General features: G+C 58.8%; 14 protein-coding genes. 9 read left to right on the top strand and 5 right to left on the bottom strand.

All coding sequences use genetic code 11. The features are described from left to right. Positions 1-7 precede the first annotated feature (7 nt). Entirely contained in the window at positions 8-1,489 is a 1,482-nt protein-coding gene (gatA, locus tag WA157_RS16635; protein WP_422622023.1) for an Asp-tRNA(Asn)/Glu-tRNA(Gln) amidotransferase subunit GatA, read from the top strand. 2 nt (positions 1,490-1,491) lie between these two features. Further along, the gene (gatB, locus tag WA157_RS16630) at positions 1,492-2,982 is read left to right on the top strand and encodes an Asp-tRNA(Asn)/Glu-tRNA(Gln) amidotransferase subunit GatB (RefSeq protein ID WP_422622022.1); all 1,491 of its coding nucleotides are present in this window, start codon (positions 1,492-1,494) and stop codon (positions 2,980-2,982) included. 71 nt (positions 2,983-3,053) lie between these two features. On the opposite strand, the gene WA157_RS16625 is transcribed toward gatB, so the two are convergent. Next, on the bottom strand, positions 3,054-3,716 hold the full coding sequence (locus WA157_RS16625; protein ID WP_422622021.1) for a DUF4124 domain-containing protein: 663 nt from the start codon (positions 3,714-3,716) through the stop codon (positions 3,054-3,056). A gap of 2 nt (positions 3,717-3,718) precedes the next feature. Then, positions 3,719-4,441, bottom strand: a complete 723-nt coding sequence (pyrE, locus tag WA157_RS16620; RefSeq protein ID WP_422622020.1) for an orotate phosphoribosyltransferase — start codon at positions 4,439-4,441, stop codon at positions 3,719-3,721. 11 nt (positions 4,442-4,452) lie between these two features. Between pyrE and WA157_RS16615 the strand changes: the two genes are divergently transcribed. After that, a complete protein-coding gene (locus WA157_RS16615) occupies positions 4,453-5,244 on the top strand; it encodes an exodeoxyribonuclease III (protein WP_422622019.1) in 792 nt (263 codons plus the stop codon). An 8-nt stretch (positions 5,245-5,252) separates the two neighbouring features. On the opposite strand, the gene WA157_RS16610 is transcribed toward WA157_RS16615, so the two are convergent. After that, a complete protein-coding gene (locus WA157_RS16610; RefSeq protein WP_422622018.1) occupies positions 5,253-8,789 on the bottom strand; it encodes an SNF2-related protein in 3,537 nt (1,178 codons plus the stop codon). Positions 8,790-9,446: 657 nt separating this feature from the next. Between WA157_RS16610 and WA157_RS16605 the strand changes: the two genes are divergently transcribed. Beyond that, positions 9,447-9,716 (top strand): BrnA antitoxin family protein, encoded by a 270-nt coding sequence (locus WA157_RS16605; RefSeq protein WP_422622017.1) that lies wholly within the window; start codon positions 9,447-9,449, stop codon positions 9,714-9,716. Between the two features lie 477 nt (positions 9,717-10,193). On the opposite strand, the gene WA157_RS16600 is transcribed toward WA157_RS16605, so the two are convergent. Continuing rightward, entirely contained in the window at positions 10,194-11,057 is an 864-nt protein-coding gene (locus tag WA157_RS16600) for a hypothetical protein (RefSeq protein ID WP_422622016.1), read from the bottom strand. A 133-nt stretch (positions 11,058-11,190) separates the two neighbouring features. After that, positions 11,191-14,577, bottom strand: coding sequence for an EAL domain-containing protein (locus WA157_RS16595; protein ID WP_422622015.1), 3,387 nt, complete (start codon positions 14,575-14,577; stop codon positions 11,191-11,193). A gap of 144 nt (positions 14,578-14,721) precedes the next feature. Here WA157_RS16595 and WA157_RS16590 point away from each other — a divergent pair, with 144 nt between their 5' ends. From WA157_RS16590 to WA157_RS16570, 5 genes are all read left to right on the top strand, one after another. After that, the gene (locus WA157_RS16590) at positions 14,722-15,450 is read left to right on the top strand and encodes a TnsA endonuclease N-terminal domain-containing protein (RefSeq protein WP_422622014.1); all 729 of its coding nucleotides are present in this window, start codon (positions 14,722-14,724) and stop codon (positions 15,448-15,450) included. After that, positions 15,447-17,360, top strand: a complete 1,914-nt coding sequence (locus tag WA157_RS16585) for a helix-turn-helix domain-containing protein (protein ID WP_422622013.1) — start codon at positions 15,447-15,449, stop codon at positions 17,358-17,360. Before WA157_RS16590 ends, WA157_RS16585 begins: the two co-directional genes overlap by 4 nt. Then, a complete protein-coding gene (locus WA157_RS16580) occupies positions 17,360-18,259 on the top strand; it encodes a TniB family NTP-binding protein (RefSeq protein WP_422622012.1) in 900 nt (299 codons plus the stop codon). The genes WA157_RS16585 and WA157_RS16580 overlap by 1 nt, the downstream gene beginning before the upstream one ends. A gap of 5 nt (positions 18,260-18,264) precedes the next feature. Continuing rightward, the gene (locus WA157_RS16575; protein WP_422622011.1) at positions 18,265-19,290 is read left to right on the top strand and encodes a TniQ family protein; all 1,026 of its coding nucleotides are present in this window, start codon (positions 18,265-18,267) and stop codon (positions 19,288-19,290) included. Between the two features lie 188 nt (positions 19,291-19,478). Further along, on the top strand, positions 19,479-20,534 hold the full coding sequence (locus WA157_RS16570) for a DNA cytosine methyltransferase (RefSeq protein ID WP_422622010.1): 1,056 nt from the start codon (positions 19,479-19,481) through the stop codon (positions 20,532-20,534). Positions 20,535-20,549: the final 15 nt, after the last annotated feature.

Here is a 20,549-nt window from a genome sequence, read left to right as displayed (position 1 = left end):
TAAAAAGATGACTACCACCACTGCACTGCACGACCTCACCGTGGCCCAGCTCGCCGACCTGCTGCGCGCGCGCAAAGTCTCGGCCCTGGAGACGGCCCAGCATTTTTTGGCCCGCGCCCAGGCGAATGCTTCGCTCGGGGCTTTTCTGGACTTCAACGAAGAAGTCACGCTGCGCCAGGCGCGCGCCGCTGACCTGGCATTGGCCGCGGACAGCGGCAGTGCCGCACCAACGCTGCTGGGCGTTCCGATGGCACACAAGGACATTTTTGTCACGCGCGATTTCATCTCCACCGCGGGCTCCAGAATGCTGGCCGGCTATCGCTCACCGTTTGATGCCACCGTGGTGAGCAAGCTGGCCGCGCAAGGTGTGGTGACTTTGGGCAAGCTCAATTGCGACGAATTCGCCATGGGCTCGGCGAATGAAAATTCGGCGTTTGGCCCGGTCAAGAACCCGTGGGACCTGACCCGTACCCCCGGCGGCTCGTCCGGCGGCAGCGCGGCAGCCGTGGCAGCGCGCCTGCTGCCCGCCGCCACGGGTACCGACACCGGCGGTTCGATTCGGCAACCGGCCTCGTTTTGCGGCGTCACCGGCATCAAGCCCACGTACGGTCGCGCCTCGCGCTACGGCATGGTGGCGTTTGCCTCCAGTCTCGATCAGGCCGGGCCGATGGCGCGCACAGCGCAAGACTGCGCTTTGCTGCTGTCAGCCATGTGTGGGCCGGACCCGGACCGTGATTCCACTTCGCTGGACGTGCCGGCCGAAGATTTCACGCAGTCTCTGAACGAATCCATCGAAGGTTTGCGCATTGGCGTGCCGGCTGAGTTTTTTGGCGAAGGCCTGGCCGATGACGTGCGCGCCGCCGTGGACGGCGCACTCAGGGAGTTGGAGAAACTGGGTGCCAGGCTGGTGCCGATTTCGCTGCCGCGCACCGAGTTGTCCATTCCGGTTTATTACATCATTGCACCGGCCGAGGCGTCGAGCAACCTGAGCCGTTTTGACGGCGTCAAGTTTGGTCACCGGGCCGCGCAGTACGCGGACTTGACCGACATGTACAAAAAGACCCGCGCCGAGGGTTTTGGTGATGAGGTCAAGCGCCGCATCATGATTGGCACCTATGTGCTGAGCCACGGCTACTACGATGCCTACTACCTGCAAGCGCAAAAGATCCGCCGCATGATTGCTGACGATTTTCAGCAAGCTTATCTGCAGTGCGACGTGATTGCCGGACCGGTGGCTCCCACGGTGGCGTGGAAACTGGGCGGGCACGGCAACGATCCGCTGGCCGATTACCTGGCCGACATCTTTACCCTGCCGGGCTCGCTGGCCGGTTTGCCGGGCATGAGTTTGCCGGTGGGCTTTGGCGCCAACCACATGCCGGTCGGGCTGCAACTGATCGGCAATTATCTGCAGGAGGCGAAATTGCTCAATGTGGCACATCGCTTCCAGCAGGCGACGCACTGGCACCTTGCCAAGCCAGAAGGATTTTGAGCATGAATACGTTTGTTGAAAAAGCACCGTCAGCCTCGCGGGCTGCCCTCCCATCCCCACTGGTGCTGGGTTACGAAGTCGTGATCGGCTTCGAGACCCACGCCCAGTTGTCCACCCAATCCAAAATCTTCAGCCGCGCCTCGACCGCTTTCGGCGCCGAGCCCAACACGCAAGCCTGCGCAGTGGACCTGGCGCTGCCGGGCACCTTGCCGGTGATGAATAGGGGCGCGGTCGAACGGGCCATTCAGTTTGCGCTGGCGATTGGCGCCCAGGTGTCGCCACGCAGCATTTTTGCGCGCAAGAACTATTTTTATCCCGATCTGCCCAAGGGCTACCAGATCAGCCAGTTTGAAATTCCGGTGGTGGTGGGTGGTGAGGTTGAGTTCTACCTGGACGGCGAAAAACGTTCAGTGCGGCTGGTCCGCGCCCACCTGGAAGAAGACGCCGGCAAGTCGCTGCACGAAGACTATGTGGGCCAAACCGGCATCGACCTGAACCGCGCCGGCACGCCGCTGCTGGAGATCGTGACCGAGCCCGACATGCGCTCCAGCGCGGAGGCCGTGGCCTACGCCAAGGAGCTGCACAAGATCGTGACCTGGATTGGTATTTGCGACGGCAACATGCAGGAAGGCAGCTTCCGCTGCGACGCCAATGTGTCGGTGCGCAAGCCCGGCGCGCCACTGGGCACACGGCGCGAGGTCAAGAACCTCAACAGCTTCAAGTTCATGCAGCAAGCCATCGACTATGAAGTGCGCTGGCAGATCGAGCAGCTTGAAGACGGCCACGCGATTGAACAGGCTACGGTATTGTTCGACCCCGACAGCGGCGAGACGCGTTCCATGCGCAGCAAGGAAGATGCGGCCGATTACCGTTATTTTCCCGACCCGGATTTGCCGCCGCTGGTGATTGCCGATGACTGGGTGCAGCGGGTTCGCTTGGAGATGACCGAGCTGCCGCGCGTGATGGCGCAGCGCTTTGTCGCTGACTATGGGCTCTCTGACTACGATGCCACGGCGCTGACTCAAAGCCATGCCATCGCCGCCTATTTTGAAGCCACCGCCAAAGCCTGCGGGCAGGCCAAACTGGCCAGCAACTGGATCATGGGCGACGTGGCACGCCGACTCAATACCGATGAAATTGACATCGCGCAGTCACCCGTGAACGCCACGCAGCTGGGCCTGTTAATCACCCGCATTGTGGATGGCACCCTGTCCAACAACGCAGCCAAACAGGTGCTCGATGCGCTGTGGGCTGGCGAGTCCCCTGATGTCGATGCGCTGATTGAGTCCAAAGGTCTCAAGCAAATGAACGACAGCGGCGCGCTGGAAAAAATTGTCGACGAGGTGCTGGCGGCCAACCCGAAAAACATCGAGCAGTACAAGGCCGGCAACAGCAAGGCGCTCAACGCGCTGGTCGGTCAGATCATGAAGGGCAGCCAAGGCAAGGCCAACCCGCAGCAAGTCAACGATCTGCTGCGCAAGAAACTGGACTGATTCCAGGTTTGCTTCCATGCGTCAGGTCCCTGCCCCGTTTGGCACCCGCTAGGGCTGTCCGGGGGCATGGGTCAAGGCCGCAGCCACAGCCGCTTGAGCCGCGTCAGTTCTTCGTCAAAACGCACGTTCACGCGCTTGAGTTCCGCGTCCTGATCAGCAATAAAACGACCCTGAATGGCCAGGCTTTGGGTCAGCTCGTCAGCCTGGCGCCGAACGGAAGGCGGGGCTTTGCTCGGGTCCTTCTTGTAAAACTCCATCTCTTCACTGACCACTGTGCGCTGGCGCAGCAGCTCCTCCACCCGATGCACCGCCGCTTGGCGCACCACGCCAATCTGGGCCAGTGCCTCGGCGCGTTCCTTGTCGTGCACCGCCTGATTCGGGTAGCGGGCCAGCAGCGCCCGGTCGCGCCGTTTTTCTTCATTCAGGCGGGCCCGCTCTTCCTGCGCCGCTTTCTCCCGGGCGTCAAGCGCAGCGCGCTCCTGCGCCGTCAGGATTGGACCTACCTTGGCTCTGACCGTGCCGCTGGGGTTGAGCACTTTTTGTTCGCGGTCACTGCAATCGGGAATGGGCCGGTCAGAGGTCAGCGTCCGGCCCCGTGCGTCGACGCAGGTGTAAATGCCCTGCCCATTGCCGCCGCCCGTCTGCTGCGCCTGGGCAACAGTCATGCCTGACAGAACCATCAGCAACACACCCAGGAACGTTTGCCTCGCATCCAACCCGGTCCATCTGAACATGTTTAACTTTCTTCTACACCGTAGCGCTGCCGATAGGCCAGGACGCGCTGATGGTCGGCGGCCAGTCCGCCTGCGCTGTCCCTGGCAAGATACTGCATCAGATCCGCCAGATTGGCAATGGCACAAACCTGCAAGCCGAGCTGGGAGCGCACGTACTGCACTGCGCTGTAGGGCACGTCGACCACCGAGTCGCCACGCCGCTCGGTCGCCATTTCTTGCCGGTCCAGCGCAATAACGACAGCGTGGGCCGTGGCACCCGCCGCCTCGATGATGGCGATTGATTCACGGGCGGCGGTGCCGGCGGACATCACGTCGTCCACAATCAGCACCCGTCCCTTGAGCGGGGCGCCGACCAGGGTGCCGCCCTCGCCGTGGTCCTTGACCTCCTTGCGGTTGTAGGCAAAGGGGACGTTGCGGCCCAGGCGGGCCAGCTCCACCGCCAGTGTCGCACCGAGCGGAATACCTTTGTAGGCGGGGCCAAAAATCATGTCGAATTCAATGCCGCTGGCCAACAGGCGCTGCGCATAAAATTGCGCCAGTCGTCCTAATTTGGCACCATCATCAAACAAGCCGGCATTGAAGAAGTAGGGGCTCAGGCGACCGGCTTTGGTTTTGAATTCACCAAAACGCAAAACACCACAATCCAGCGCAAACTGCACAAACTCCTGGGCCAATGTGTCCGGCGCGGGGGCGGCGCCGGTTTTAGTTCCAACACTTATCGACATCGGGGAATTCCTTGTTTAAATTAACCAGCCTCAACCTCAATGGCATCCGCTCTGCTACCGCCAAAGGCCTGGAAGCCTGGCTCACCAAAACTCAGCCAGATTGTATTTGTGTACAGGAGGTCAAGGCCCAGGCCCTGGACCTGCAAGACCGATTTGAGCACCTGGCCGGCCTGCGCGGCCACTTTCATTTTGCCGAGAAAAAAGGTTATTCCGGTGTTGGCCTGTATACCCGGCACGAACCCAGCGATGTGCGGGTCGGCTACGGCTCGTCCCAATTTGACGCCGAGGGCCGTTACGTGGAACTGCGTTTTGACACACCCTCGGCCAAGCGCTCCCTCATCAGTTGCTACTTCCCCAGCGGCTCGTCCGGCGAGGAACGCCAGCAAGCGAAGTTTCGTTTCCTCGAAGAGTTCTATTTGCATTTGACGCAGCTCAAGAACGGGCGCGAGTTCATTCTGTGCGGTGACGTGAACATCGCGCACCAGGAAATTGACCTGAAAAACTGGAAAGGCAACCGCAAAAACTCAGGCTTTTTACCCGAAGAGCGGGCCTGGATGACGAAGTTGTTGACCGAGGCCGGGCTGGTGGATGTGTACCGGCAACTGCAACCCACCGCCACGGACGAAGCCTACACCTGGTGGAGCAACCGGGGTCAGGCCTATGCCAAGAACGTGGGCTGGCGGCTGGACTACCACCTGGCCACGCCAGCCATGGCGGCGCTGGCACGCTCGGAAACCATCTACAAAGCTGAAAAATTCTCGGATCACGCGCCGCTCACCATCGAGTATGACTGGACGCTTTGAAGTAGCTATTAAACCGATAGCGGCTTGAGCAACTCCGCCAGGTCACTCTCGGAAAACAGCGGCTGTTTGCGCCCGACTGCGCCGCTGTACATGCTGTCGGCAAGCGCCGCTTTGCGCTCCTGCAGACCCAGGATGCGCTCTTCAATCGTGCCTTGCGCCACCAGCTTGACGACCCACACGCTTTGCGTCTGGCCGATGCGGTGGGCGCGGTCGGTCGCCTGGTTTTCGACCGCCGGGTTCCACCACGGGTCGTAGTGGATCACCGTGTCGGCTTGCGGCAGGTTCAGGCCGACACCACCGGCTTTCAGGCTGATCAGGAACAGCGGCACGGCGCCGCTGGTGAACTGCTCGATCAGCGCGTCGCGCTTCTGGCTCTGGCCGGTGAGCTTGACCCATGGGATATTGCACTTTTGAAGCTCCGCCTCGATCAATTTCAGCATGCTGGTGAACTGCGAAAACAACAAGATGCGCCGGCCCTCGGCCAACATCTCGGGCAGCATTTCCATCAGCCGCTCCAGCTTGGCCGAGTTGCTCACTTTTTTGGCGGCGGCCAGCGTCACCAGATGCGGGTCGCAGCAAACCTGGCGCAGCTTCAAGAGCGCATCCAGAATCGTGATCTGCGACTTGGCCATGCCTTTGGTGTCGAGCGCTTCGCGCACGCTCTTTTCCATGCCTAAGCGAATGGTTTCGTACAGGTCGGCTTGTTTGCCGGTCAGCTCGACGCGCATCACGGTCTCGATCTTGGGCGGCAGCTCGCCCGCCACCAGCGCCTTGGTGCGCCGCAGCATGAAGGGCGTGACGCGCGAACGCAATTGTTCCAGCCGCTCCGGGTTGCCCAGTTTTTCAATCGGCGTGCGGAACAGGTCCTGAAACTTCTTCTGGCTGCCCAGAAAGCCCGGCATCAGGAAGTGGAACAGGCTCCAGATTTCGCCCAGATGGTTTTCCATCGGCGTGCCCGACAGGCACAGGCGCTGGCGCGCGCGCAACTGGCTCGCCACCTGCGCGGCCTGGGTGCTGGCGTTTTTGATGTTTTGCGCTTCGTCCAGCACCACCAGGTGCCAGCGGGTCTTGAGCCAGCGCTCGCGGTCGCGCTCCAGCAGCGAATAAGGCGTGATGACGATGTCATGGTCGTGCAGGCTGTCGGCCAGCTCGTGCCGGTCTTTGCCATGCAGCACCAGGCTACGCAAGTTGGGGCAAAAGCGCGCCGCTTCGCGCTGCCAGTTGCCCATCAGGCTGACCGGCGCCACGATCAGCGCCGGGTATTTCAGGCGGCCCGCGTCTTTTTCAACCTGGATGTGAACCAGGGTTTGCAGCGTTTTGCCCAGCCCCATGTCGTCGGCCAGGATGCCGCCCAGACTGTATTCACGCAAAAACTGCAACCAGTTCAGGCCCTGCTGCTGGTACGGGCGCAGGCTGGCCTGCACGCTGGTCGGGACAGGCACCGCGGGTAATTCGGTCTGGCCGCTGAGTTGCTTGACCAACTTGCGCAGCGCCTGTGCGCCGTCCCAGACCGCGCCTTCCCCCAGCGAAGCGGTGGTGCGCATGGCATCCAGGCGCGAGAGTTTCAGGCTGTCGCCGGTGAAATCATGGCTGCGGTCGCCCACCAGCTCCAAGAGCGCGGCCATCCAGGGCTTGAGCGCGTCGGTCGGCAGCCGGATGAAACCCTGGCCAGCGCTGTTGGGCACAAAGATAAACGGCGCAATGGTCGGCAAGCCGGTGGCCGGGTCGAGCGGGCTGGTGGCCGCCTGTGCAATCAGCGTCGGCAGCCAGGGCAGGATGTTGTGGCGCACGCCGTTGATCTCCATTCCCAGGGACAGGTCAAACCAGGGCGAGGTGACGCCTTCATCGCCGTCATCGTCTTCATGGCCATTGACGCCGGCGTGACCGGCATGCGGGCCATGCGCGCCGGCGTCATCATCGTTTTGACCCTGCAGCTTCACGTCGAGAGCATCGGCGTGGCTGATCCAGTCAATCAGCGCGTCGTCCAGCGTGACCTCAAAGCCGGCCGCCTTGAACACGGCAAAACCGGTGTCCGCCCATTGCAGCCAGCTTTGCTGCGAAGTGTCGCCGGGAAGACCAAAGCGGCCCGGCTCGGTGGAGCGCAGCCCCATTCCCGTCAACTGCGCGACGGCTTCAAACTCGGCCTCCAGGTCGCGGTGCAGCAGCACGCGGCCCTGCGCGTCATCCACCAGCACCGTGGTGCCAAGACCCGCCCACCAACCCCGGCGCCCCGCATAGTCAAACTGCAGTTGCGCCTGCAGCAAACCTTTGAGCAGGGTGTCTGACGCCGGCAGCGGTGCGATGTGCAGGCAGGCGTGCGGTGTGATGCCCGAGAGTGTGGGCAACTGCTCCAGCACCGGCGGTGGCGGCACCGGGCCCAGCTGTTGCAGCAGTGCCAGTTGGTGTGTCTTCAACGCCGAGGGTTTGAGCGGCGGCGCCTTCAGCAGTACCGACAGCTGCGCGGCCGGTACACCCTCAGCCTGAACCAGGCCGCACAGACCGCTGGCCGCATCGAGGTACAAGGGCGGCGTGTTCAGGCACAGTTGCGCTCTAGCGTTGCCTAAGCGCGCGCGCAGGGCCCAGGCGGGCTCGGCATCGTTCGGGCTGGCTACTTCATGCCATTCCCAGCGCAAGTCCTGCGGCGCGCCCCATTGCACCGGGGCGCCCGGCAGACCCTTGCCGCTCTCCAACAGCAGGCGCCCGGTACTGGCCGCTTGCTGCAGCGCCATGACACCGATCTTGCCGTACAACGTGACTTTGGCTTTGTAGCCGTAGCTGTAGTAGCCGCTGCTGCCACTGGGCAGGGCACGCATCAGTTGCAGTAACTCCTGATCGACCTCCGTGGCCTGGTCAAATGTGGTTTGCCCCCGCGCCGGCGGAATGCGCAAGGCTTTGGGTTTGGCCCAGCCGCCATGGACTTTGGGGCAGGACACGACGACGTCCATTTGCAGTTCGGGCGTGCGGCCCTTGGCGCCGGCCACGGACAACAGGTACAGATACTGCTCGTGCGCCAAGCGGGCGTCCGTGTCGATGCCGGCCTGCGCACCCTGGCGCGCAGCCTGGTTCAACTCCTGCAGCCAGTGTAAGAGCGGCGCCTCGGCCTCGCGGCGGGCTTGTTCGGCGGCGCGCGCCAGTGCGGCCTGCTCCGCCGCTTCAATCTGCTCGGGCGTGGGCGCGGCAGGCGCGCACGCACTGAGCGCCGCGCTGGGGTCCATCAGCCGGCGTCCCTGCTGCGCCGCCTTGAGCAGCACCGCCACCCCGTGCTTGCACTGGTAGCCAACCGGGCAGCTGCAGTCGCTGTCCCAGTTGGCGACTTCGCCATTGGGCTTGAATGTGAGCTCGATCGACACCTGGTAGGGCCAGCGTTGACTGCCCTGTACCGCGGCCAGCAACTGCCAGTAGTCGCCCATGGGCTTGATTTCCAGCGACAGCACTTTTTGTGTCAGGTACAGCGTCAGGCCGCGGTCCCAGGTGGCGCGATCGATCGAGCTGGCCAGTGACTGGGTGCTGAACCAGGGGCCGACAGCGGCGCTATCGTTTTGCATAAAATAGGGCTGTAGCCCTCGTCAACATTGTCTATGTAGCTATTATAATAATAGCAATATCAGACGGTCAACTGATGTTAACAATCAGAAGCAAATGAGACAGTCGAGCCATTTTTCATGATTTCATTCAAAAGTTAATGAGATAAAGTTTAGAAGTTATCGAGACTGTCTTGTAAGCGTCAGCCTGGATGCCTACTCCGAGTAGTTTAAGCGTCGCTGATAAGCGCAATCAATTGGAAATAAAGAATTATTCCCCAAGGCGCAGGCCATTCAAAATGTTTGTATATGCTGGAAACCACTGACCACCGTTCCGCTCTATTCTGACCACTTTATTGGTAGTGACCATTTGAGACGGGAAGACGCTTTGCCGCGAAGGACTGCCTCGCGCAATGAATCTGGAAGAGTGTGTTACTGCCAACACAGCAGTGGGGTGATAGACGAATTTGGCTCAAGTTTCGCGCACGAAAATCAGTGTCCTGATTGGCGCCATTACCTTGGCCTCTAAGATAACTTCTGCGCAGCCCGATCACCGCTGCGATCGGCACCGCCGCAGATTTGCCGGTAGACGGGGAAGTCAAAAGATTTGAAATCACAATTTAGATCAATGGGTTATCGCGAAAGCGCCAAATCGCTTGACATTGACAATATGTATAAAATATGCATAATCAACATATCATGCGTAAAGAGTACGACTTCACCCACGGCAGGCGCGGCGCAGTGTTGCCATCCCCTGGCAAAACCCGCGTCACCATCATGCTCGATGACGATGTGATCGAGACCTTCCGAGCCCGTGGCAATGCAGCGGGTCAGGGCTACCAAACCATGATCAATGCAGCCCTGCGCGCCGCCATTGACCCCGATGCGGCACCAGTTACAGTTGGCGTTTTACGCGCCATGCTGAAGTGCAACGACGAACGATTTGCATGAGCTGGTTGATTGGTTTGGTTTTCACACTTACTTCTTACCTCTGATTGCTCGCATTGACCGGCAAGATGCTGGAAGCGAGTCAGAAACGGCAGCTCTACGTGAAGTGAGACATTTCTGGTACACGAGTGCTTGTTTGGATGGTGTGGTTCGCGCGCATACGGTAAGAGCGGCTGTCTTGTCGAAATATTCCAACCGAGAATTTCAAACATGTGTCTGGTTTGCACCCGGCGAATGTCAAGATAATTGACGCCTGTTTCATGCGGCCAACCGCAATAAAATTCGCACATGGAAAAATTGAATGCTGAATGGCGCAAAAACGCCACCAGTTCCGATTCAAAAAGACCAGCCATTCCGATCCAATGTAGCCACCCGATGCGGCTATAGATTATTGAGGGGGGAGCACCCGCTATGCATCGGAATCCGGCGACCACCAATACCAGCTTCCGGGCAGGCCAGTTTCACGATTTAAGAGGCCGGTCAGCCGCCGTTCATGGGTTCATGGTGCGACTGATCTCTCGGGCAATTTAGATACAGGGTTCTGGCTGCAGACTGTACCGTCTCCGCGCCTGACATCCAGTTCGCCATCAATGATTGTGAATAGTGCTTCCAAACCGAAGCGGCGACATCAATTGTGACGTCTTGCCCAAGTTCACGTAATGCGAGTTGAACATTGCGCGCGTCTGATACCTCATCCTCCTCCAGTTGCAGAGCTGCATTTGAGGCGCTGCTTTGTTGGATCCATCGGGCTAAATCTGACGCAAATCTCTTCGCGTCTTCGTCCATTAGTCTGTCGAAATCAGGGCTTCCAAATTCACGGCCTACTGGTGCCATTGAGTCCCATGCCAAATCTTCGTCAGAGGGCTTATATCGAGCGCCAGGCATTGAATTTGCCGAAATTCGATCACTGGGTCCAATCCAGAACTCGTGATATCCGCAATGCTCTGTAAACACTGCGACTCGATGAATGGACCCATCAGCGGGTGTCTCGCCTACGTAAAACGCACGCCGAAACGTCAGATCGGTGCCATCCTCAAATTGGACGTGAACACTGTCATTTGAAAAATCCGTCGCCAACAGGTTGTCTTCAACAATGTTTTCGGCAGAGCGGCCCAGTCTCTTTGAAAGTGCAAACTGCCAGTTCTCCAGCATACCGATCCATGGCATGACTGCTTTTTGTTTGAGATGATTAAGCTCTTCCTGGGCTGCAGCCCGGATATCGTCCTGAGATGGAATGTCGTCCTCACTAAAGATGCGGTCCAGGTGTGCTCCGCGCACGTCCATGGTTGCGATGGCGTAGTCAAGCCAGGACTTAAAGTCAGTCGGCGGGGTTGGTGTGCTCATATCAAACCTCCATCTTTCATTGCGGACTTCAATGACATCCATTAGAAATCAGAACGGATGGCTTTTTTGAATCGGAATAACTGGCAAGTCCGACACCGGAATCAGTGGCTTCTTTGGATCGGATTTGCTGGCTTTATTGGCCGGAATACGCAGCTTTACCCGACGGCGTCGTGGCAGGCGCACAAAATTGTTTGACCCAGTTCTGGAAGTCCTCGGCCGGCATCGGTCTGGCGATGAAGTAGCCTTGCGCGATATTGCAACCAGCTGCGGCGAGTTGATCCCATTGTTCCCGGGTTTCGACGCCCTCGGCCACCGTCTTGCGTCCAAGGTCACGGACCAGGTCGATTGTGGATCGCACGATCAGCGAGGAATCCTTGCTGATCGTCATGTCGCGTACAAACGATTGATCGATCTTGATGTACTCCACCGGTAGTTTCTGCAAATAGCTGAGCGAAGAATAACCGGTACCGAAGTCGTCGATGTAAAGCGGTATGCCTTCATCACGCAGGCTGTGCAGCACACGCAGTGCGAATTCGGCGTCGTCCATCACCGCGCTCTCGGTGATTTCAATTTCAAGCAGTCCGGCAGCCACGCCATATGTGGTCTGCAAGTGGCGGATTGTCTGCAGCAACTTGTCGTCGTGCAGGTTGCGTGCAGAGAGGTTAACGGCGATTGGCAGTGCGCAGCCTTCACACTGCCAAGCCTGGTTCAAGCCCAAGCTGGTCTTGATCACCCATTCGGTGAGCGGCTTGATGAGCCCGGTCTGTTCGGCGAGCCCAATGAATTCGCCCGGCGGAATCAGCCCGCGCTCTGCATGCTTCCAGCGAACCAGTCCTTCGGCGCCGCACACGCGCCCCGTGGTGATCTCCACCTTCGGCTGCAGATAGAGCAACAGATCACCGCCCTCGATCGCCCGCCGCAGTTCCCCGGCCATCGTCAGACGGCGCGATTGGTCCTGGTTCAGGTCTGGATCGAAGATGGCGTGCTTCACACCTTTTTTCTTGGCCTGTTGCACAGCCATGTCCATATGCCGGAACAGGTCGTGGGGTGTCGCCCCGTGTTGTGGAAACAACGCGACACCGATTTTGGCCGACACATCCAGCGCAATGTCGGCGACCGGGAACGGCTGCGCCAACACGTCTTCCACGCGCTGCAGCATGGTGATGACGCTATTGGCATTGCTGTCGGGCAGCAGGATCGCGAATTCGTCACCGCGCAGGCGCGCGGCCATGGCAGACGCTGGCGCGGCGACGCATAGCCGTGCTCCAAACTCCCGCAGCAATTGATCACCGTGGCCGAACCCAAGGGCATCATTGATCTCACTCAGCCGTTCGACATTGGTTTGCAGCACGGCGAATGGCCGGTTGGGCCGCTTGGCGGCCTCTATGGCGGCAGTGAGAAACTCCGCGAATTGCGCCTCGTTGGGTAGTCCCGTGAGGGCGTCGTAGCGCGTCAGGCGGACCATTGCCTGCTGGATCTTTTGTTGCTCGGCGCGTGCGCGCAAGGTGGCGATGCCAAACGCCAGGTCATCGGCCGATTCAGTGAGAAGCGTGACTTCATCCGATTCAAAGAAATCCCGCTCCGTAGAGTAAATAGCGAGCCCACCGATGACCTCGCCGTCCACGCGCAGCGGGCAGGCAACAACGCAGGCATAGCCGGGCAGATAGGGCCGCCACGGTGCGTAATTCGGATCGGCGAGGATGTTCTGGACCACGCTGGCCTGTCCAGTGCGGATCGCAGAGGCGACCGCGCCGCCGCCGTACTCGTTGTCGGCCCAGCTACCTTTCATCTGATGCAGAGCGTCCAGGCCGCCCGGATGACCACTCTCCGCCATCGCCCGCAGTGATTTGAATTCATCATCAATCCGGTACCACACCGACGCCATTTGATAGCCGCCGTTGGTCACGATGGCCCGGCACATGCTGTCGAGCAAGCCCTGCTCGTCGGTCGCGCGCAGCATGGTGCGGTTACCCGCGCTCAGGGTGCGCAGTGCGCGACTGACATGCTCCAGCTCGCGCACGCGCTGCTCGAGCTCTGCATTGAGCGTCTGGATTTTTTCCTCGGTGTGTTTGCGCTCGGTGAGGTCGGTGCCCAGCACGTAATAGCCGACCACCCCCTCCCGTGCATCGCGCCTGGGCACATAGTTGATGAGCTGCCAGACACCCGGGAACGGTTGCCAGTCGTAGCTTTGCGGCTGTCCTTGCAAGACCTTGGCGATGAGCGGGGCGGCGACGGCATAGCGTTCGTCGCCCAGGATGCCGCGCACCGTCTGACCTGCGATGTCGGCCTGCCCGGGCGCGAAGCGCTCCCGGTATTGATTATTGACATAGACGTAGCGCTGCCGTGCATCAACGTAGGCGATCATCGCCGGCACGTTGCTGATCACGCTGCGCAGATGATCCTCGCTCTCGCGTAACTGCGCCGTGCGTTCGCGTACGCGCTGTTCCAGCAGCTCGTTCTGCTCGCGGATCGTCCGTTGGGCCTGATGCGCAATGGTCACATCGCGGAAAACGAGCACCACACCACCCACCCGCCCTCTGGCGTCGCGTATTGGCGCCGCGCTGTCGGAAATAGGGCGCTCGCTGCCATCGCGCGCGATCAGCACGGTGTGATTGGCCAGCTCCTGGATTTCGCCGGTGGCCAGCGCCTTGGCCACCGGCACCTCGGCCGGCTCCCGGGTGTGTTCATTGACGATGTGAAATACCTCTTCGACGGGGCGGCCCTGCGCGTCGGCGAAGGGCCAGCCGGTGAGAGCTTCCGCTACCGGATTCATGCGGGTGATACGCGCCTCGGTGTCCGTCGCCAGCACGGCATCGCCGATCGAGTACAGCGTGGTGGAGAGACTTTCCTCGCTGTCGGCGAGCGCGCGTCGGCTTGCTTCTGTTTCGCGCAACTGACGCCGGATCAACACATAGGTGGCCGTAAGCAGCGCGAGCAGCAAGAGCGCGACCAGCGCGCCGGCAGCCACCAAGCTTTGGCGAGCGCGCAACTGCTCGGCATTGCGGCCCTCCAAGAGCCGACGCTCCTCTTCGCTCATCTCGCGCAATAGGCCGTAGGTGCGCTCGCGCGTTTCCTGCAGCGGAGCGCTGGCCACAAACGCGCTCGCGGCTTCGAGGCCCTGGGTTTTTCGCAAGAATTCGACACGTCTGGAAATTGCGAGTCGTTCATTAATGACCTCGCGCAGCCGCATCCAGCGCTCCTGCTGGCGGGCATTGTCGCCAGTGAGCTGCTTGACCTGGCTCATCAGGGTTTCCCGTGTCGCAATCGTCGCATCGCGTTCGGCAAGTCGCGCCGGGTCGCCCGAAATCCTGTAGCTTTGCGTGCTGAATTCGATCTGAAGCGTGTCTGCCCTTGTTTGGGCAAGGCTATCGAGCACCTCATGCGTATGCGCTACCCGGTGTGCCGCTTCGGCAGCGCCTTGCGCCACCTTCCAGGTGGTGGTGGCGAGTCCCGCAACCACCAGCACGGCAGCGGTAAACGCGGCCAGTACTTTTGTTTCAAAACTGGAGCGCGTTTTCACGTAAGACTCCCCATCTTTTTTGACCTTCAAGCCAGCGGGCATTGTGTCACCAGTTGCTGCTTATTCTGAGCTTCAACCTTTCCAATGACGTGGGAATTTCATGGTTGAGCCGCATCGCTACGGATTGCCGCGGCCTGCTATTGGGTGAATGCGCCTTTTGAATTACGATGGCCGCATTGCAAACTTGCTTTTTCACAAAAAGAATCCTGCATGGCGGTTCGGAAAATCCCGAAGAACTATCTGTTCGTCACTGGTGGCTACTCCAGCCGAAAGAACGAAGAGATGGATGCTTTCGAGTCGTTGCTGGAGAAGGATTACCTGCTGACTCTGGATTTTGATGATGCCGTGGCCAAGTTTGAAGTCCAGCCTGTTCGAATACCGGTTCCGGGCGTCCCCAAGGGTTACGTGCCCGATGTGTTCGTTGAATACCGCCCCGACCCGCAAACCGGTGAGATTCGCAAGCCTTCGCTGGTCGAGGTCAAGTCCGCCGAAGATCTGGTGCGCAATGCCGAAAAGTATGCACCCAAGTTCGCGGCAGCCCGCCAATATGCTGAGGAAAGAGGCTGGGAATTCAGGACAGTTGACCAGAACGAAATTCGCTCACCACGGCTGGCCAACCTCAAGTTCCTGCGCGAGTACCGCAATTTCAGTCCTTCGAGTGAAGATATCCAAACGGTGCAGCAACACATGGCAAACGCCGACGGTGAAGGCTCATCGCAGCGGCTGATTGATGCCTTGGCGCCAACGGATGATGGCAAGCTGTACTGGCTTCCCGTCATCTGGTCCATGGTTTTGACGGGGCATTTGCTCGCTGACCTGGATAAGCCATTCACAAACGATGTGCCTCTGTGGTTGCCGGGAGTTTGCGCGTGACGCGGCGTGCACCACCAACGCAGCTGTGGATCAATAAAGGCGCCACGGTTACCAACGAGGGGCGCGATTATGTCGTTCTCAGTCTGGCGGACATCAACTTGGTATTGGCCAGGGACACTGAATCCGGCGAGCGTGTCCTGCTCAAGATCGGAGACCTCGGCCCGCCACGAGTCATTGGTGGGGCGACGCCTGCACCTCAACGTGGAACCGCATTATTGGATGTATCCGATGATTTGTGGGAAGTCGCGCAAACACGGCGTCAATTGATCGAGCCACTACTTGTCAGCGGTGGCAATTATGCGCAAATGCTTGGCGACCAGATTGCCGTCAAAGCGGGTGTGAGCCGGGCCACTGTTTATCGATGGGTTGCGGCTTTCCGGCAGACCGGACTGCTGTCTTCCTTGTTGCCCAACACGAAGCAACGTGGCGGCAAAGAGGGAAGCCGAATTTCGCCGGAGGTGGAGGCGCTTATTCAGGATGCCCTGGAGAACTTTCACGACACAACGCAGCAGCAGTCCATTGCCGCGACGGTGACCGAAATCCGCAGGCGCTGTTCCAACGCCGGGTTGACGCTGCCGGCTATCAACACCATCCGGGCGCGGCTGGCTCGCACCGACGGCCGTGAGCGCACCAGTCGCCGCGCGGGCGCCGCAGCGGCGCATGACCAGCATGATCCGATAAAGGGCGTGATCCCGGATGCGGATTGGCCGTTGTCGATCGTGCAAATCGACCACACCCTGTTGCCGGTCATCATCGTGGACGATGTGCATCGCAAGTCGATCAATCGGGCCTGGGTCACTTTGGCGATCGACGTGTACAGCCGCGTGTGCCTGGGAATGTTCTTGACCCTTGAGGCGCCTTCGGCCATGTCGGCCGGCATGTGCGTCGCGCACGCCATCCTGCCAAAGGAGGCTTGGCTTCGCCGACACGATGTGACTACCGTCGAATGGCCTTTCTGGGGCGTCATGGGCGCGCTGCACATGGACAATGCGCGCGAGTTTCGTGGCGATATGCTCAAGGCGGCTTGCCGCGAGTACGACATTGATGTCCACCTGCGACCGGTCAAGACGCCACGCTACGGTGCCCACATCGAACGCCTGATGGGCACGGTCACCCAGGGCCTCAAGACCGTCAAGGGCGCTACGTTTTCCGGGCCGGATGAAAAAGGGCAGTACGACGCCGAAGGCAATGCCTGCATGACCTTCAATGAGATCGAGAAGTGGCTGGTCCTTTTCTTTGCCAGGTACCACATCAGCAAGCACGACGGCATTGGCACGTCACCTTTGAAGAAATGGCGTGAAGGCCTGCTCGGCACCAAAAGCAAGCCCGGGCGGGGCCTGCCGGCACGTCGGCTGGACGAAGAAGTGTTGCGCATCAATTTCACGCCCTACATCGAGCGCACCATTCAAGGCTACGGCGTGGTGATCGATGACGTGCACTACTACCACGATGTGTTGCGGCCCTGGATCAATGCGCCGCATCCGGAGTTTCCCAAGCACAAACGAAAATTCCGGTTTCACCGGGATCCGCGCGATATCAGCCAGTTGTACTTTTTCGACGAACTCTCCAGGCGTTACGTCCACATTCCCTATCGGGACACCAGTTTGCCGCCAGTAAGCATCTGGGAGCTGCGCGAGGCGCATCGCAGAGGTGCCGAACGTGGCATACCACCGGAAAACGAGAAAGCCATCTTTACGATCATCAACGAACAGCGCGCCCTCGAGGCCGATGCCGCATCCAAAACGAAGACGGCGCGGCGCGAGCAGCAACGACGGACTGAACATGACAAGCAGCGTGGTGACAAGGTGAAGACCATGCCGACCGTTTCACGCGCACCTGGTCCCAGCACGCCAGCGCCAGCGGTGCGCGGCTACGATCCGGACATGGTCCAACCCCTGGATGACGAATGATGGACAACCCAACAGATTATTCGCATCTGAATGAGGCGGCCAAGGCGCTGGTCAACGCGCCTGACGCGGCGCGCATTCATTCGATCCGCTCCGGAACCTGGCTCGGCTATTCCCGGGCCAAAGAAGTCCTGACCCGCATGGAGGACTTGCTGGAATACCCGCGCATCACGCGCATGCCCAATATGTTGCTGGTGGCGCCATCGTTCAATGGCAAGACGTCGATACTGGAGCGCTTTTTGGCGCAGCATCCACCGGATCTCGACCCCCTGGGCGAAACCACGATTTGTCCGGTCGTGATGGTGGAGTCGCCGCCAACGCCCGACGTATCCGCTTTCTATTCGCGGATCCTTGACGCCTTGATGGCGCCCTACAAGCCGGCAGCGTCTGCGCAGGACAAGAACTCCCAGATCAAGTTGCTGTTTAAACAGCTGGGCGTCAAGATGCTGATCGTTGATGAGATCCACCACCTGATTGCCGGTAGCTTGAACCGGCAGAAAGACTTCAGGAATGCGTTGAAGAGCCTGGGCAATGAAACCAAGGTCGTGATCGTGGCCGCCGGAATCGAGGACGCCTTCAACGCCTTCAACACCGACCCGCAAATGTCCAGCCGTTTTTCGCCTGAAGAGCTGCCGCTCTGGCGCGCCGACAACCAGTTTGGTTCGTTGCTGGCCACCCTGGAGTTGCGCACGCCGCTCAAAAAGCCTTCGAAACTGAAAGAGCCAGCCATGATGCTGGAAATACATACGCGTAGCGAGGGGACGCTAGGTGACATGTGCGACCTGTTCAAGGAACTGGCCGTGGATGCCATTCGCGGCAACGCGGAACAAATTACCCTGGAGCAGATTCGATCTTTGCGCTGGGTGCCGCCGTCCAAACGGAAACAATACCAGCGGCTCTGACGTCAGTGAAAGGGTTCATATCACTGCTGTGGCCCATTCGGTACAAACCATTGCCGGATGAACTGCTCTCGTCCTGGCTGGTGCGCCTGGCACACGGTCATGGTTTGAAGGTCCAGACCTTCTGCAACCTCATCTTTGGCAACCGGCTGCAGGTCTGGAATCGTGACATTGACCGGCTGGGCCCCGATTGGCTGGTCAATGAACTCAGCGCCCGGACTGGGACCCCGCTGGAGATCGCCTACGGCACCACACTGCGGGCCTACGAAGGCCTGCTGTATCCACAGTTCAAGCTCTCGGGTGTACTGCAATGGATTCTGACGCTCAAGATGTACCACCGCAAGCACGAGGGTTTCGGGCTTCAGTACTGTCCGCTGTGCCTGCTGGAGGAGCCGGAACCGTACTTTCGGAAATCGTGGCGGGTGGCTTTCAATACGGTGTGCGTCCAGCATCAATGCATGCTGCGGGATCGCTGCCCGAACTGCGGCGCGGGCGTGGCCTTTCATCGCAGGGATATGGGGCATATCGATGCCGCTGCCACGGAATCATTGGCTGGGTGCCATCAGTGTGGATTCGATCTGGGTGAGTCGGTTGCAGAGCCCATCATCAGCTATGACGTGCAGGCCAGTGACTGGCATGCAGGATTGTGCGGGCAACTGACCAGACCGGATTCTGCTCAGCCAGTAATTGATCTTGACTCGTTCGGCGTTATGCGGCAATTGGCCATGCTGCTGACTTCGCGGTATCCGACGGTCAAATTACGTGCGTATGTGTGCGATCAACTGGGAGTGCTGGAAATGCCGCTGACCGCGGGACGGGTTGCCACTGAAACGCGGACTTTGCGTGAGCGGCATCACCTCGTTCAGCTGGCTGCGTGGCTGATGGTGAATCTGGAGCCGAGGCTAAGGATGGCCTGGCGTGCAAAGGCAGTTCGGTACAACCATTTGGGTAAGGACTTTGAGAGTGCACCCGGGTGGTATCTTAAAATGATTGAAGCGTTTGCGGATTGGAGAAGTGGGTGGTCAACTGGCTGAAGTGAGATGCCCCACGACATCGTGAAAAGTGGGCGCATGTCCAAAAATGACTAGTCAGGCCCAGCATGTTGCCTGGAATTGTCCGCAAAGGCACATGTGAAATCAAGGCCTGAAGGCTATTTCTTGACTTGCATGGGAATGTATGTCACGCTGCGGCCATCATGAACTTACTATCGTATTGAAAACAAATGCAAGCTATCGACCTATTTAGCGGAGCTGGCGGAATGTCAACGGGCGCATCCATGTGCGGAATTGATGTTCGCTTTGCTGTGGAGATGGATAAATTCGCCGCAGACACATTCAAGTTGAATCACAAAAGTGCCAAGCTCTTCGACTGTGACATAAGGAAGGTAAACGGCAGCGACTTCGCATCGGTCGACCGCAAGGATCCTGTAATTGTTTTTGGTGGTCCACCATGTCAAGGTTTCTCCACATCTAATCAAAAAAATCGTGACATCGAAAACGAAAATAACTGGCTGTACCGTGAATATTTAAGGTTGGTGAGTGAAGTAAAACCAGATTGGGTAGTGTTTGAGAACGTCAAGGGTTTGCTTGAAACTGAAAATGGATATTTTCTCGATGCTGTACTAAAAGGCTTTAAAAAAGCAGGGTACACAACTAATCATTTTGTACTGAATTCAGCCGACTACGGTGTGCCGCAGAAGAGAAATAGGTTATTTATCATAGGTTCTTTGCATGGAGTGAAGATAACAGCTCCCGAACGGACGCAAAGAAAGCACGTGACTGTTTCTCAGGCGTTTAAAGATTTGCCAGATTTAGAAAATGGTGATGCGCCAGACGAAAAAGAGTATGCAACACCTGCACGTACCAACTATGCCAAAGCTCTTCGTGGTGCACTTAAGCTTTGTAACAGCAATCTTGTGACGAATAACGCACCACACATCGTCGAGCGCTACAGCCACATTCCTCAAGGGGGTAATTGGGAAAATATACCAAAACATCTTATGGGAAACTATACCGATGTAACTCGATGTCATACTGGAATTTATCGCCGCCTAAAGGAAGACGAGCCCTCGGTCGTTATCGGGAATTTCCGTAAAAACATGCTAATTCATCCCTGGAAGGATCGAGGATTATCGGTTAGGGAAGCTGCGAGACTTCAGTCGTTCCCTGACTCCTTTAAATTTGCGGGTTCAATCGGTTTTCAGCAGCAGCAAGTTGGGAATGCAGTCCCGCCAATTCTGGCGAAAGCAGTGTTTTCAAAAATACTGGCACATGGATAATCTTATTTAAATTTG

The sequence above is a fragment of the Rhodoferax ferrireducens genome, from assembly GCF_049302455.1.
GTDB classification, from domain to species: Bacteria; Pseudomonadota; Gammaproteobacteria; order Burkholderiales; family Burkholderiaceae_C; genus Rhodoferax; species Rhodoferax ferrireducens_B.
Note: the sequence above shows the minus strand (reverse complement) of the source record. Positions and strands in the feature narration are given on the sequence as shown.

Coding starts and splice junctions, on each gene's coding strand:
- gatA (WP_422622023.1), top strand. CDS start 8: ATGACTACCACCACTGCACTGCACGACCTCACCGTGGCCCAGCTCGCC.
- gatB (WP_422622022.1), top strand. CDS start 1,492: ATGAATACGTTTGTTGAAAAAGCACCGTCAGCCTCGCGGGCTGCCCTC.
- WA157_RS16625 (WP_422622021.1), bottom strand. CDS start 3,716: ATGTTCAGATGGACCGGGTTGGATGCGAGGCAAACGTTCCTGGGTGTG.
- pyrE (WP_422622020.1), bottom strand. CDS start 4,441: ATGTCGATAAGTGTTGGAACTAAAACCGGCGCCGCCCCCGCGCCGGAC.
- WA157_RS16610 (WP_422622018.1), bottom strand. CDS start 8,789: ATGCAAAACGATAGCGCCGCTGTCGGCCCCTGGTTCAGCACCCAGTCA.
- WA157_RS16605 (WP_422622017.1), top strand. CDS start 9,447: ATGCATAATCAACATATCATGCGTAAAGAGTACGACTTCACCCACGGC.
- WA157_RS16600 (WP_422622016.1), bottom strand. CDS start 11,057: ATGAGCACACCAACCCCGCCGACTGACTTTAAGTCCTGGCTTGACTAC.
- WA157_RS16580 (WP_422622012.1), top strand. CDS start 17,360: ATGGACAACCCAACAGATTATTCGCATCTGAATGAGGCGGCCAAGGCG.
- WA157_RS16570 (WP_422622010.1), top strand. CDS start 19,479: ATGCAAGCTATCGACCTATTTAGCGGAGCTGGCGGAATGTCAACGGGC.